Here is a 14,391-nt window from a genome sequence, read left to right on the forward strand (position 1 = left end):
TATTGACAACGATCAGTCCGGTTCGGTTAGTGTTAATGATGCTGTTTATGCGTAAAAAGTGGATCAAAAGGTTACATTTTGGTTACAACAGTGCTGGTTGCTGCTTTTGCTCCTTATATTTAGGATAGATACGCTGTGTCATAAGGACCCATGGATAGAAAAGAGGCCTTACGGCCTCTTAAAGTGGGTACCAAATTTAATTTATTCCAGCGTACTTGATAATTTATCAAAATATGGCCGTACAACCTCCACATCTTCATCCGAAGCCTGCATCATAGCTTTTGCAGTTTTCATGGATGAAAGCATGTGTTCTTTCATCATTTTTTTCTGTTCAGAGCTCATGTTGGGGTCGGCTTCCATCTGGGCTATAGCTGCTTCAAGCTCTGCCATGCCGGCGTTGCCGTCAGCTTCCATTGCTATTGAGGCAAACGCCTTGACCACACGTCCTGCTGTTTCAGGCCATGTTTTATAGGTAAAGCCATTAGCTTCAATGATTCGTTTGGCTTGTGGGGTGTAGCCGTAAAGCATGGCAAATTCCTTGTGCAGCATCTCCGGGTCAAGCGGGTCTGCATCACTTTCTCCAGATTCTTCTATTTCCGCATCCATCTGGTCCATGATTGGGTCAAGTTGTTCCAGCGTTTTAATTACTCTTTCAACCTGATCTCCAGTTAAAGGTGATGCAGCATTGGCAGTGAATGCGAAAAGGAAGGTTAAAACGATCAGCATCAGTATTTTTTTAAGCATTATTCCTCCATACGGATTGTTGCCCCGACTTAATACTTAAAAATATATATGAAATTAAAAATTTGTAAAGAGGGGGTAAAATGAAAGGCCCTCGCTTCTTTCGAAACGAGGGCCTTTCTAAGCTTAAGGATATGGCAGTAATTGATACTTATTTGATGAACAGCATTTCGGAGTAGCTGGGCAGGCACCAGAGGTCGTCTGCAACAACTTCTTCGAGCTGGTCAGCGTACTTGCGAACTTCCAGCATTGCGGGAAGAGCAGTATCGCAGAGATATCTAGCTTCTTTCAGAACGTCGCCTTCAGGCTTGGCTTGCATAATTTTTTCAAGCTCAATGTTGGCAGTCTGCATTCCGCGAAGTTTTGCAGTCAAGTCTTCAAGAGTGCCGGTGGTGAACTCAACGCCGATTTCTTTCATTGCAGCGCAGGTTTCAGCCAGCTCTTTCTGGTAGCGAACAGCGCCGGGAAGGATGTGGGTCTTGGCGAGTTTGGTAACCAGTGCTGCCTCGGTGACGATGGCCTGGTTGTACTGTTCAAGGTAGATTTCCTTGCGGCTTTCAAGTTCTTCCTTAGTGAATACACCGTATTTGGTGAACATTGCTACTGATTCAGGAGAAGCGATTTCGGGGATGGCATCTGCGGAGGTACGCAGGTTGGGCAGGCCGCGTTTTTCAACGGCTTCCTTGTGCCATTCGTCAGAGTAACCGTCACCGTTGAAGACAACCTGACCGTGAGTGTCCATGATGTCTTTGATGACTTTGTTAACCGCATCATTGAGCTTGGATTTGTCGCCGCCCATGATTTTTTCCATTTCATCAGCGATGAAATCAAGAGATTCAGCCATCATGGTGTTCAGAGCAACCTGAGGACCGGCGATGGAGAGGTGAGAACCTACTGCACGGAATTCAAAGCGGTTACCGGTGAAAGCAAAGGGGCTGGTGCGGTTACGGTCACCGGCATCTCTGGGCAGGGGAGGCAGAGTGTCTACGCCTGCTTTGAGGAAACCAGTGGAAGTAGGAGTCGGAGAATTACCTTCCTGAATCTTGCTGAAAATTTCAGAAAGCTGGTCGCCGAGGAAGACGGACATGATTGCCGGGGGGGCTTCGTTTGCACCGAGGCGGTGGTCGTTGGAAGCGGTGGCAACTACTGCACGCAGGAGTTTGCTGTGCATGTGCACTGCGCGGATTGCAGCTGCGCAGAAAACGAGGAACTGTGCGTTTTCAGTGGGATTGTCGCCCGGATCAAACAGGGAACCGTGGCCGTTGCAGCTCAGGGAGTAGTTGAGGTGCTTACCGGAACCGTTGATTCCTGCGAAAGGTTTTTCGTGGAGCAGACAAGTCATGCCGTGTCTTTTTGCTACACTTTTAAGGGTGGTCATAACCATCTGGTTGTGGTCGGTAGCAATATTGGACTGCTCGTATACAGGAGCAATTTCGAACTGTCCGGGAGCTACTTCGTTGTGACGGGTCTTGACCGGAACGCCCAGTTTGTAGAGCTCATGTTCAACGTCCATCATGAAAGAGAGGACGCGGCGGGGAACTGCTCCGAAGTAATGGTCGTCCAGTTCCTGGCCTTTGGCGGGCTTAGCGCCGAAGAGGGTTCTGCCGGCCATCATGAGGTCAGGGCGGGCAAAGAAAAAGTTGCGGTCAATCAGGAAGTATTCCTGTTCGGGGCCGGCATTGGAGACAACGCGGTTGCCGGAATCGTCGCCGAAAATTTTCAGGATACGCTGAGCGGAAGTATTAACTACCTGAGATGCTTTGAGCAGGGGAGTCTTTTTATCGAGTGCTTCACCTTTCCAGGAAATGAATGCGGTGGGGATGCACAGGAATGTTCCGTTGGGGTTTTCAAGAATGTATGCGGGGCTGGTTACGTCCCATGCAGTGTATCCGCGTGCTTCAAAGGTGGCGCGCAGTCCGCCGTTGGGGAAGCTGGAAGCATCAGGTTCACCCTGAATGAGCAGCTTGCCTTCAAATTCAGCAATGCAGTTGCCTTTGCCGTCAGGGGAGATGAAGCTGTCGTGTTTTTCAGCGGTCAGGCCGGTCAGGGGATAGAAAACGTGGGTGTAGTGGGTTGCACCTTTTTCCAGTGCCCATTCTTTCATTGCGTTTGCAACGGTATCGGCGATGGAAGGATCGATTGCAGCGCCTTCTTCAATGGTTTTTTTCAGGGATTTGTAGACTTTCTTGGGAAGTCTGTCCTTCATTACATTGTCGTTGAAGACATTGCAGCCGAAGAGTTCGGTGGGTTTGGTGTCGGCAAAGCTGAAGGAAGCTTCAGGGGTGGAGTAGCCGGTTACTGCGGTGATCGCGCCCTGACGAGAGGTGTTTGAACTCATTTGAAAAAACTCCTTGAATATTTTTTATTGGTGATCCCCGCTCGGCGGAGAATTTTGGGCTTTAATCAAAACTTCTTTTCGCTAAGCATTTAGCGTGCCTAATAACTTTTTTTCTATTTTTTCAAGTGTTTAATTTAAAAAGTGTTCTGTCGTTCAGTTTGTGTTCTTACAAAAATGTAGAATAGGTTGGTTGTCGAATAAATCTTTGTTACAAAATTGTAATTGGCTTTCTCGGTCTGCGTGTTGGTGTTTGTTTTGCTTACAAAAATGTATAAAATTTGCCACATGCGGGCTGTTATTATCTGGAAAGTGGTGAATTTTCGTAAAATATGAGCTTGAGAAAGAATGAACGTATCAGTTTTGAACGTTTGTTTTCTACATTAATATATTGAGCTTGTCAGTATTTAATTTTGAAAAATGATTCGTAGTTGAATTTGGCATGCTGATTTTGCAGTTATTTGAGAAAAACGATCTTTGATCGAAGCGGTTTTTTGATAGTTAATGATGAAGTATATTTTAAATAATTAATGTGTGCGGTTGCAGTTATTTGTTGTTTAGTCGCAGGTAGATTGATTTAGAAATCAGTAAAAAAAGTAGAAATAAAATACGTGTATTTTTGATTTGTTAGCATTATTTTGGTTTTTGATAAGTTTTCTAATAATGTGTGAGTGTCGGTAATGTCTTGAATTAAGTTGTGTTTAATGCTAATTTTTCCTCCTTCGACAAATAATCGACGGATTATTTTCTTGTTGATCGGTCTATCTTCATTATTTCTGGTGAAGATTTTTTTAAAGAAATGATATTTCAGTCTTGGAGGATTCATGAAAAAACTGCTTTCACTCATCGTTGCTGCGCTGATTACCGCAATCATGGTAGGAACTGCTTTCGCCGGTAAACTTACTGTTGCCTGTGATACCAGCTTCCCTCCTTTTGAATTTAAAGATCCTGCTACCGGAAAGCATACCGGTTTCGATGTTGAGCTCTGGGAAGCCATTGCTAAAAAGATTGGTGCAGAGTACGACCTGCAGCCCATGGATTTCAACGGAATTATCCCCGGCCTGCAGTCTAATCAGCTGGATGTAGGTATCGCCGGTATCACCATCAAGCCCGAGCGTGCTAAAGTAGTCGATTTCTCCGATGGTTACTACAACTCCGGCCTGCTCATTCTCGTTAAAAAGGACAACAATTCCATCAATGGTATTGAAGACCTTAAAGGTAAGATTATTTCCACCAAGTTGAGCACTTCTTCCGCTGACTTTGCAAAGAGCGCAGATGCCAAGGAAGTCAAGCTTTACCCCAACAACGACGCCATGTTCATGGAACTCATGACCGGCGGTGCTGATGCTGTTATCTTTGACTCCCCGGTTATCGCTGATTTCATGCGCAAAGCAGGTAAGGGTCAGGTTAAAGTTGTGGGTCCTCTTTACAACGGCCAGCAGTACGGTATTGCTTTCCCCAAAGGAAGCGAGCTTGTTGCAAAAGTTAATGCAGCTCTCAAGGACCTGCGCAAGGACGGTACCTATCGCGAACTGTACGTTAAGTGGTTCGGCACTGAGCCTAAATAATTTATTCAATTATTCCTAACGTGTTCAATAGGGCGGCCTTTGTTGCCGCCCTTCATTCTTTTTTAAACAGGGGTCCTAATGGCATTTGCATTTGACACTACAGTTTTCTGGGACACTTTTCCCATGCTCATGCGTGGTCTTAAGCTTACTGTTGAGATCACTATCGGCGGTTTGGTTTTCGGGTTCTTATTTGGAAGCGCAGCAGGCCTGATGAAGCTATCGCGTAATTTTTTTACCCGAAAAATTGCCGGGGTTTACGTAGAAGCCATCAGGGGTACTCCCATGCTTGTACAGGCCATGTTTCTCTATTACGGGGTTCCTATGGCTATCGGGATGCGTATTCCGCCAATGACCGCCGGTATCATTATTATTGCTGTCAATTCAGGTGCCTACATCGCCGAAATCGTTCGAGGTGCGGTCCAGTCCATTAACAAGGGACAAGTCGAAGCCGGCCGTTCCATCGGCCTTACCAGTGCTCAGACCATGCGCTACATTGTCTGGCCGCAGGCGCTTAAGCGTATGATCCCGCCTCTCGGAAACCAGTTCATCATCAGCCTCAAGGATACTTCTCTGCTTATGGTCATCGGTGTCGGTGAGCTTATGAGAACCGGGCAGGAAATCACCTCTGTTAACTTCCGGGCTTTTGAAGTTTATCTTGCTGTAGCCTGTGTTTACCTTGTTATGACACTCTCCATTGCATATGTAATGCGTCGCATTGAGAAAAAGCTGAATACTTCCCGGAGGTAGTAAAATGATTGAGATTAAGAACCTTCATAAAAATTTCGGGAAGCTGGAAGTCATTAAAGGTATCGATTTAACGGTCGAGTCTGGTGAAGTTGTCTGTATTATCGGGCCTTCCGGTTCAGGTAAATCTACTGTACTGCGCTGTATCAATAAGCTTGAAGAGCCGACTTCCGGCACTATTATTGTGGATGGTCATGATATCATGTCCCCGTCTACCAATATTAATGAAGTGCGTACTGAAGCTGGTATGGTTTTTCAGCAGTTCAATCTTTTTCCGCATATGACCATTCTTGAGAATGTGACTCTCGGTCCTGTCAAAGTCCGCAAGATAGGCAAGAGTGATGCTGATGAACTCGGCTTGAAACTGTTGGCCAAAGTCGGCCTTAAAGATAAGGCCCATAACTATCCGGAACAGTTGTCCGGAGGCCAGAAGCAGCGTGTTGCCATTGCTCGTTCGCTTGCGTTGCAGCCCAAGGTAATCCTTTTTGATGAACCGACATCCGCTCTTGACCCCGAACTTGTCGGAGAGGTGCTGGAAGTAATGCAGCAGCTTGCCAAAGAGGGCATGACCATGATCGTGGTTACCCATGAAATGGGATTTGCCAAGGAGGTTGCCGACCGCCTGATTTTTATCGATCAGGGCATTATTCAGGAAGAAGGTGATCCTACTGAGGTTTTTGCCAATCCGAAGAATCCGAGACTGAAGGATTTTCTTGGAAAGGTTGTTTCCCATATCTAATTGATCATCAAAGTTTAATTTCAAAGGGCAGTCCTCAGGGGCTGCCTTTTTTTCTTTTGTAGCAGGTTGTTTTACGGGAACAGGTTGACGTATTTGCTGCTTTGATAAATAAAAGGAAGATCTTTAATTTTGAATTCCCGGAGGCTGATTAAATGAAGAAATTTTTTAGTTGCAGCATTGTTTTTCTTGTTTTGGTCCTAGTTAGCTCTTTTGCTTATGCCGATGGTTATCCTGAGTTGCGTGGAACATGGGTCGGTTTAGTTAAAATGATTAGCAAAGACGGTGCTGTTAAGGAAAGCAAAGCGGCTTTGATCATTAAAAAACAGGAAGGAAATCTCTTTACCGGTGAAAAAGCCTGGTTTGCCGCCAATAAAGAAAATCTGGTAACCGAGGGTTTCAGCGGAATTATCGGGGTTGATGGTGTGAGCCTTTATTTTACAGAGCATGAAGATGGTTACACTTTTGGAGCCTTGAACGGTAAAGAACACATGTCGCTCTATTATTTGGAGAACGGACGTAAAGCGAAAGCAATCTACTACCAGATGGAAAGGATTCGTTTTGCCCGTGCATTTGTGGATATCGATAAAGACGGCAGTAAAACCATCATCCGTTCGGAAGTGGTCAAAGTTTATCCTTTGAATGCTGAACGGATTATGCGCGAAGCCGACCTGAATAAGGATGGAAAGTTGAGTAAAAAAGAGTGGGAAGAGTGGAAAAAAGATAAGTAAAATTTTCTTATCTGATTTGAAAAAGGCACGGATTACGTCCGTGCCTTTATTGTTTTTGGGATGTTTTTGCCGTTTCTTATTGGATTAATTCAAAGCTTCCACAATGGTTTCGCCGAATTTTGCTGCAGCTAATGCAGGGAGAGTCTTGGTGTTGCACAGCAGATTCTGGGGCGGGGATTGGAGTTTCTTGCATGCTGAAGCCAGTGCAATAGACCTAAGTATAAATACCCATATCCGCCAGGTGATATTTATTTGGCAAAGAAGTTTCTTTCTTCTTCTGTTAAATGTATGTCTTCATTTTTTTTGGTGGTGGTATATAGGTTGAAAACCATCAGGTGAACCCAGTGATAATCTTCAATGTCATTAAAAGTATTAATGGTGGTGTGCCATTCGTTTTTAGCAAATTCGTTCTCAATCCTTACCATACATGGATGTTGAAGGAACGTTTCTCTAATTAGTTCAAGTAATACATTGAAATTTTTTTCAGTTCTATTGAATATAGTCAGTATTATTTTGCATGATTGGCAGAGTGTGTCTTGAATGAGGGTGTTGATAGTATATGTCAAACCTTCGCCGCATCGCCATGTGAAGCATCTGCCTATGATTGCGGGCCGGTTTGCGATCGACACTTCAAAACCATTTTCACCAACATGGTTAAACATATCTTTCCCATTATTGCCTGAAAAATGGGTGTTTAGATTTGAAACCAAGATGTTTCGCAGGTCATGATCATTGTGGACGTCTAAAATTGTAGGGGTACGTTCAAAGCTGTTTCCGGTGTGGCGTAGTACCTGTATTGCTTTGGTGAAGTCTTCATCGGAGATAATAGGCATCTCGGGATTGACATTTTGACGGCGAAAGTTTGCATGATTGCAGTTAACATGCCCTGATGCAAAATTATTTGCTCCGGGGTTGGAAACAAGGTGGAGGGGAATTGTCTTGCCTCTTTTTTTTCTGATTGCAACTGCGGAAATTACAAGTCTGCGCATCCTTTGGGCAAACAAATTTATATCATGAGCCTGCCATTCAAGATATTTGCTTATTGTTTCGTAATTACGCTGGAAATGCCTCTTGAATGATTTTGGATCGGAATAAAGAGGACTGACATAATCTTTTATTATGCGGTCTTCTTTGATAGTGAAGCTGGGGCCTCCGTGCGCGTAATGCATGCTCGGCCTACTGACCAGAAGCCGTTTGTCACCGGTAAATGGAATTTCCACTTGCGTTGTCATTCCATCATTTAAATCTGGTGGGTCCTGTCCACTCACGGGCCTGTAGATTTTTCCCGCCGGGGTTAGCTTACAGAGGGCGGGCTTGCTCATGGTAATCTTATCTTCGCGCAGGGTTATTTGTTTGATGGAATTTTGCGCAACCAATTTTTCAACAAGCTCGGTTTCGGAAGCAGAAAAAAATATCTCTTTAGGTATAGATTCCACCTGCGGAATGATGCTGTTGTATACATTCTCCAGAATGATGCTTAGTTCGCAATCATTAAAGAGATTATTGCGATGTTGTTTAACCATACCCTGCCTCCCGAGAGGCAATAATTTGACTTTTTTTTGTGTACTAGGATTTATGCATGAATTATTCCGAAAATATTTTAAGTTGAGTGGGAATTGATCTGAACAATCTTCAGATTATTTTTCTATAATCTATATTAGTAATAACTAATTGAGAATTGTCAACGTGAAGTGTCGGGCAATTGTTCTTGCTGCAGGATTTTGGAATCTCCCCGGTTCGTTTGAACCGGGGAGGGGGGGATTGCAATTGTTTTATATCACGCCATAAAGCGGTCCGCCGGAGGCAGCTAGAGCATCAACCCTTTTTTCCACTTCAGGGTCGGGGTCAAGTGGCGGTGCTTGATATGTCTTCATTCGGGCGTCGATAATAAACGCTTTCTCAGTTCCCCAATGTTTAGCCTTGGTAAAGGACCCGGCTCCGTAAATATCGGTTGCCGGATCGGAACGGGTGAAGGTTACCCAAAGAAAGTTATCCCAGTCTTTGGCGGTGAAATCAGGATCATCCACAACAACGATCATGGGCAATCCTTCTATCCCTTTAGCGTATTTGAGAGCTTCGCCCAGTTTTTCCATCTGCGGGTCCTGTTCTCCTTGGGCGGTCTCACTTTTGCGCCCTTTGAGCAACATAATCCCGGGGGCGAAGATCTTTGCTTCACCGAATCCTTCTGGCAAGGCAGGAAGTTCCGGCAGTTCTTTTGAAAGCTCCCTTTTCTTTGATCCGGCGGCAGCGAATATCAATTTTGACCCTTCATTGAAGCCCCTACCAGAATAATCGAGGGTGTCGATGGTGGTCTGGGTGATGAAATGAAGATCGCGTTTCAGGTTTGCCCGTTCAAGCATATGTTTGAAGAAAACCGGAATGTTGTGGCAATTTTCGCCATGATCCATATCTTCCTTGGCGCCTATGAACAGATATTTGGCTAGAGCGGTCTGAGTATTTCCAAGCAGAGCCATACCGTTAGTCAACAGTTCCTGGGGCTGGCGTTCTTTTGCGTAAGGCACGTAGCGTTCGCTGCCGACTGCCAGCAGCAGCGGGTGGACTCCGGCCACATCCACAGCATGAACCTCATGGACTCCGGTAAACACGGACGGAACAAGTTCGGAAGTCAGTTCATGGATAAAATCACCGAACATAGTGTCTTCCTGAGGCGGACGACCTACAGTGGTGAACGGCCATATTGCATCACTACGGTGATACACTTTGTCTACTTTTAGTACCGGAAAGTCGTGGGTCAGGCTGTAGTATCCGATATGGTCCCCGAACGGTCCTTCTGGTTTCTGCTCGTTGCTGATGGTTCCGCAAATACAGAAATCGGCTTCAGCCGGAACCGGCAGGCCGTTTGGACGCATGACCATGGGGATCCGGTGTCCTCCTAACGCTCCGGCAAAGAAAATTTCCGCCAGTCCTTCAGGCAGAGGCATTACCGCAGCAATCGTCATGGACGGTGCTCCGCCGACAACGATATTCACCTTAAGTTTTTCGCCTCTTCGCAATGCCTGTGCGTGGTGGTGTCCGATACCGCGATGGATCTGGTAATGCAGCCCCACTTCGGTGTTATTGTATTCATTACCGGATAGCTGGACTCGGTACATGCCGATATTGGAGCCTGCGAAACCGGGGTTATCCGGGCTTTCCGAATAAACCTGAGGCAGGGTGACAAACGCACCTCCGTCCATGGGCCATGCTTTAAGTTGTGGAAGCTGGGCTATGGTAGTTTCGTTGGCTGTGACCGGGCCTTCAGAGAGCTTGCGTGGCATGGTGTGATAGGCTGTTCGAGGAGCACCGAGATATTGCCACGGTTTTTTGAATGCTTTCATGGGATACATTTTCAATTTCATGAGCCGTTCGACAGTTTCGATAGTGTCGCGGAAGATGGATTGCAGGCGTTCTTTAGTGCCGAAAATGTTGGCGGCCATGGGAAATTTGCAACCCTTAACATTAGTGAACAGCAGGGCCGGTCCGCCAGCCTGAAAGACACGGCGCTGGATGACCCCGGCTTCAATTTCGGGATCAATTTCATGGTCTATGCGAATGAGATCGCCTTTGGCTTCAAGAGCATCAAGGCATTCTTTGGTGTTTTTGTAGCCCATTATTTATATCCTTTGCAGATGTTATGTTCGTGCGGCAGAGTGTATGGATTCGCAGGCCGGGAATCAAGTTTTATAGGGCGTAAAAAAGCCTGCCGGGTCAGGGCAGGCTGAAAAACGCATGTGGCATGATTATTTGAGAACTTTGTTGGCAAGCAGTTTCTGGATGCCTACCACATCACTACCTTTTTTAAGTTCTTTAATTATAGGCTCGTGACGACCGGAAACCCACATTTTCAGTTCGGAATCCATGTCGAAATGTCCGGCTGTTTCCACGGAAAATGTTGAGATGGATTTGTATGGTATGCTCAGATATTCGACTTTTTTACCGGTCAAACCCTGCTTGTCAATGAGGATCAGCCTGCCTGAGGTAAAAACATACATATCGCGGATGACCTTGAAAGCCCTTTCAACTTCTTCAGTGTTTCCCAATATCGGGGAGAGTTCTTCCTGTACGTCCTCTACGCTGATTTCAGATGCATTGCCCATTAATCCGTCAAGAATTCCCATAATATCTCCGTTTGGTTTGTGGCTCATGGCCGTTGTATCTCTTTAATGTTTCATGAAATATTCATTCGCCAGCTTAGCCTAATTGCTTTTTAGCGTCACTATTTGTCTTGGGCTTGAAGTTCGTTCTCTTAAATGGCCGTCTATTACCCCTTGATGTGCATTCCCGGCAAATGCTAAAAAAGACTCATGAAAGATAACAGTACCGTCTACAAGGCTGAAGATCTTTTCGGTCTTGAATCCAATTTTAAAATTTATCCGTTTACAGATGGCACCGGATGCCCGATCAGCGATGTTCGTGAGACTCATTTGCATGATTTTCATGTAGTACATTTTGTTTCCAGTGGGAGAGGCTGTTGTGTAATCGATTTTGAAACTTACGATATTCTTCCCGGTTCCCTGTATTTTGTTTCTCCGGGCCAGTTGCATTTCTGGAATCCGGAATCTGAAATTGAAGGTTTTGTCATGGTTTTTACTGGTGAGTTTTTGAAGTTGCCTGAAGCTCCGGTCAAAAGTGTTTTTGAACTGGAGTTTTTCAATAGTGTGGTCAATTCTCCCATGTTCATGCTTTCTTCTGATCAGAAGATTGAACTCTACGGAATTATGAAGAATTTGTACAACGAGTTCAGCGCCCGCAAGCCGGGTTATGTCACTGTGTTGCGCTCCTATTTTCATATTCTGATGGTCAACCTGCAGCGCATGTTTGCGGATAGGCTGCAAAGACCCGGTGCACGGGCCGAAAATCGTATTGTGCGTGAGTTCAAAAAACTTGTTGCATCTGATCACAGCCTAAAACTACGGGTTCAGGACTATGCTGAAATGATGAATGTCAGTGTCAGCAGGTTAAGTGCGGTGATCAAAGAGGTTACCTGCATGACTCCCGGTCAGATTGTGCGTAATGAGTTGGTTGTCTCCGCTAAGCGTATGCTGGCTAATTCAGACCTGAATATTTCCGAGATATGCTATGAGTTGAAGTTTGACGATCCCTCCTATTTCGGTAAATTTTTTAAGCGGGAAACCGGATTTTCTCCTTCTGTTTTCCGTGAACATGTTAAAGGAAAGTACCGGCAATTGGCGTAAAGTCCGCTTCTTTCCATGTGCTCCACTTTATTTGGGGGATTTGACTTGTCTCCGGCTAATGCTTAATTTTGCGCAAGGAGAAGCGTAATGTTCCATGGACAGATTAAGGCTGTGGCTTTTGATGCTGATGATACACTTTGGGTCAACGAGCCTTTTTTTGATCGGGTCAAAGCCGATGTTGCCGAGATGATGTCCGACTATATTCCGGCGAAAGGGTTTATGGAAATTCTTGAGCAGACCCAATCCAGAAATATCGGTGTCTTTGGTTATGGGGTTAAAAGTTTTGTAATTTCCATGGTCGAAGCAGCTACTGCTGTTGCCAGCGGAAGGGGAATAAGTTCTGAAATTGAGCGCATCGTCGAGCTGGGCAGGTCCATGCTGACTAATCCTGTCGAGCCTATTGCCGGAGTGGAAGATGTGTTGCGCAGCTTGTGCGGAAATTATGAACTATTGATGATTACAAAAGGCGACGTGGCCGAACAGCAGCGCAAAATAAGTCTTTCCGGCATGGCTCCATATTTTGATCATATTGAAATTCTGGCAGAAAAGGATGAGTCCTCTTATGAAGGAATCCTGCGGAAACATTGTATCCGTTGTGATGAATTCCTGATGGTTGGTAATTCTGTTAAATCCGACATTCTGCCGGTAGTGGGAGTCGGTGGAAGTGCTGTCCACATACCTTTTCATACCACCTGGGTTCATGAAAAAGTCAGCGAAGTAGAGCTTCGTGGGCGGGAATATATAGAGCTCGGCAGTGCCTGCGAACTTTTGCCCCTGTTAATGATATCATAAGCCGTAATATGTATGGCAGAATTTTCTCAATATTTCTTTCTTTCAATCTATTGCAATGAGTGGTAATAAGGCGCTGCCTGTGCATATCTGAATGCATTTGCCTTCTTTAGTGCGCAGTTTGTATTAAAACTATCAATAACCAAGGTGAAAGCTTTGTCTCAGCCTACAGAAAAAAATTCAAAATTGATCCACAATTACGTGGAAAAGTATTGCAAGCGTACCGGGCTTACTCTCCATCCCATGAAAGATGTATCAGATGCCGTGACTACGGGGCTGGCTATGCATCTTGATGAGTTGAAACGTCCTCTCTGTCCTTGCCGTTTTTATCCGGACAAACAGCAGGCCGCAGCAGAACGCGAGTGGCTTTGTCCCTGCTCGGACATGAAGAATTACAAGTATTGCCATTGTATGCTTTTTGTTAACGAAGAAGGGATGCCAGTCACTGAACATCTTCCTGAAGGTCATGAAGGCCGCGAGACTTATGGTGACATTGCTGATCCTGCTCCGGAAAAGATGCATCGTAATCTGGCGAATTAAGCAGCATTGATTGCAGTGAAAACAGAACGGACACAAGTGTGATGCTTGTGTCCGTTTTTTGTTTTATGGTGTAACTTTCTAGAATAGCCGTATTATTTTTTGTTGTTTTTACGTTTTTTTCTGCCTTTTATATACCACTGCTTATCTCCGTACAGTTCTTCAGAGCATTCAGGGCATAGTCCGTGACTGAAAGATGCTTCAGAGTTCTTTTCAATGTAAGCTTCAAGATTGTTCCAATAACCTTTATCGTCACGTATCTTTTTGCATTTGGCACAGATGGGCATAAGGCCGCTGAGGGTTTTTACTTTTTCCAGAGCATCGTAAAGCTCCCTGATGAGTTGTTCTTTTGCCTGCTCAGCCTCCTTCTGTTCAGAAATGTCGATGAAGCTTTCAATATAGTAACTCCGTTCTCCGATGGAAATTGTCTTCACTGTCTTAAGAATGCAGATGCGCCCGGAATTTATTGTGAGTAGTTCTCTTTCTGATCGGTCCACAGTTTGACCCAGATCGGCAATGGGGCATTTCCCTCTTTCTGCCGGACAAATGAAGTTGTGGCATTCTTTGCCGATAACATTCTTTTTGCTGCGTCCGAGCATCTCAAGGGCTGTGCTGTTGACATCAATTATTTTTCGGTTCGCCGCGTCTACAACAACAACTCCACTGAGAATGGAATTGAAAAGCTCATTTATAAAGAAAGTCGATTTTTCCGTTGTGTCTGATTCTAAGTCAGGTATACAACGTAGGGACAGGTTTTCTCGGCTTTCAAGTTCAGCTATTCTCTGTTCCAGTTCTTCATATGTAGGTTTTTGTGAATTCACAGAGTTCCCTTGTTTAAAAAAATAATTTCGAATTTCAGACCATACGGCACAAGAGGAAAATCGTCTATTAGCAATGTTAGTAATAGCTGTTTAGTTTTGTGCAATTTTTATTTAAGTTAAAAAAAAATGTTGATCTCGATCAATGTTTTTTTTTGTGACCGGAGTATTTCCATTAAAAAACAAGATTAAAAGGA

The 14,391-nt window shown here is 44.9% G+C and carries 13 protein-coding genes; 7 read left to right on the forward strand and 6 right to left on the reverse strand.

Annotated elements, in window-relative coordinates; all coding sequences use genetic code 11:
• Positions 1 to 201: 201 nt before the first annotated feature.
• Positions 202 to 744, reverse strand: a complete 543-nt coding sequence (locus tag ACKU41_RS00495; RefSeq protein WP_319779424.1) for a hypothetical protein — start codon at positions 742 to 744, stop codon at positions 202 to 204.
• 148 nt (positions 745 to 892) lie between these two features.
• Positions 893 to 3,079, reverse strand: coding sequence for a glutamine synthetase III (locus ACKU41_RS00500; RefSeq protein ID WP_321403376.1), 2,187 nt, complete (start codon positions 3,077 to 3,079; stop codon positions 893 to 895).
• Between the two features lie 821 nt (positions 3,080 to 3,900).
• On the opposite strand from ACKU41_RS00500, the gene glnH reads away from it, so the two are divergent.
• The 4 genes from glnH (at position 3,901) to ACKU41_RS00520 (ending at position 6,855) form a co-directional block, all read left to right on the forward strand.
• A complete protein-coding gene (gene glnH, locus ACKU41_RS00505) occupies positions 3,901 to 4,644 on the forward strand; it encodes a glutamine ABC transporter substrate-binding protein GlnH (RefSeq protein ID WP_321403378.1) in 744 nt (247 codons plus the stop codon).
• A gap of 78 nt (positions 4,645 to 4,722) precedes the next feature.
• Entirely contained in the window at positions 4,723 to 5,391 is a 669-nt protein-coding gene (locus ACKU41_RS00510) for an amino acid ABC transporter permease (protein WP_321403381.1), read from the forward strand.
• Between the two features lie 4 nt (positions 5,392 to 5,395).
• Positions 5,396 to 6,127, forward strand: coding sequence for an amino acid ABC transporter ATP-binding protein (locus tag ACKU41_RS00515; protein WP_319779428.1), 732 nt, complete (start codon positions 5,396 to 5,398; stop codon positions 6,125 to 6,127).
• A gap of 152 nt (positions 6,128 to 6,279) precedes the next feature.
• Entirely contained in the window at positions 6,280 to 6,855 is a 576-nt protein-coding gene (locus tag ACKU41_RS00520) for a calcium-binding protein (RefSeq protein ID WP_321403382.1), read from the forward strand.
• Between the two features lie 248 nt (positions 6,856 to 7,103).
• Here the strand turns inward: ACKU41_RS00520 and ACKU41_RS00525 are convergent, their stop codons facing one another.
• The 3 genes from ACKU41_RS00525 to ACKU41_RS00535 all read right to left on the reverse strand — a co-directional run bounded on the left by ACKU41_RS00525 (position 7,104) and on the right by ACKU41_RS00535 (position 10,973).
• Positions 7,104 to 8,378, reverse strand: coding sequence for a hypothetical protein (locus tag ACKU41_RS00525; protein WP_321403384.1), 1,275 nt, complete (start codon positions 8,376 to 8,378; stop codon positions 7,104 to 7,106).
• A 249-nt stretch (positions 8,379 to 8,627) separates the two neighbouring features.
• Entirely contained in the window at positions 8,628 to 10,466 is a 1,839-nt protein-coding gene (locus ACKU41_RS00530) for a UbiD family decarboxylase (protein ID WP_319779432.1), read from the reverse strand.
• A 129-nt stretch (positions 10,467 to 10,595) separates the two neighbouring features.
• Positions 10,596 to 10,973: a PH domain-containing protein gene (locus ACKU41_RS00535; protein ID WP_319779434.1), complete on the reverse strand. Its 378-nt coding sequence runs from the start codon at positions 10,971 to 10,973 to the stop codon at positions 10,596 to 10,598.
• A 186-nt stretch (positions 10,974 to 11,159) separates the two neighbouring features.
• Here ACKU41_RS00535 and ACKU41_RS00540 point away from each other — a divergent pair, with 186 nt between their 5' ends.
• From ACKU41_RS00540 to ACKU41_RS00550, 3 genes are all read left to right on the forward strand, one after another.
• Positions 11,160 to 12,050, forward strand: a complete 891-nt coding sequence (locus tag ACKU41_RS00540) for an AraC family transcriptional regulator (RefSeq protein ID WP_321403386.1) — start codon at positions 11,160 to 11,162, stop codon at positions 12,048 to 12,050.
• 87 nt (positions 12,051 to 12,137) lie between these two features.
• Positions 12,138 to 12,842, forward strand: a complete 705-nt coding sequence (locus tag ACKU41_RS00545) for an HAD family hydrolase (RefSeq protein ID WP_321403388.1) — start codon at positions 12,138 to 12,140, stop codon at positions 12,840 to 12,842.
• A gap of 144 nt (positions 12,843 to 12,986) precedes the next feature.
• Positions 12,987 to 13,379, forward strand: coding sequence for a ferredoxin-thioredoxin reductase catalytic domain-containing protein (locus ACKU41_RS00550; RefSeq protein ID WP_321403390.1), 393 nt, complete (start codon positions 12,987 to 12,989; stop codon positions 13,377 to 13,379).
• Between the two features lie 92 nt (positions 13,380 to 13,471).
• Here the strand turns inward: ACKU41_RS00550 and ACKU41_RS00555 are convergent, their stop codons facing one another.
• The gene (locus ACKU41_RS00555) at positions 13,472 to 14,197 is read right to left on the reverse strand and encodes a PAS domain-containing protein (RefSeq protein ID WP_321403392.1); all 726 of its coding nucleotides are present in this window, start codon (positions 14,195 to 14,197) and stop codon (positions 13,472 to 13,474) included.
• Positions 14,198 to 14,391 lie beyond the last annotated feature (194 nt).

Source organism: Maridesulfovibrio sp. (genome assembly GCF_963678865.1).
In the GTDB taxonomy this organism is placed as follows: Bacteria; Desulfobacterota; Desulfovibrionia; order Desulfovibrionales; family Desulfovibrionaceae; genus Maridesulfovibrio.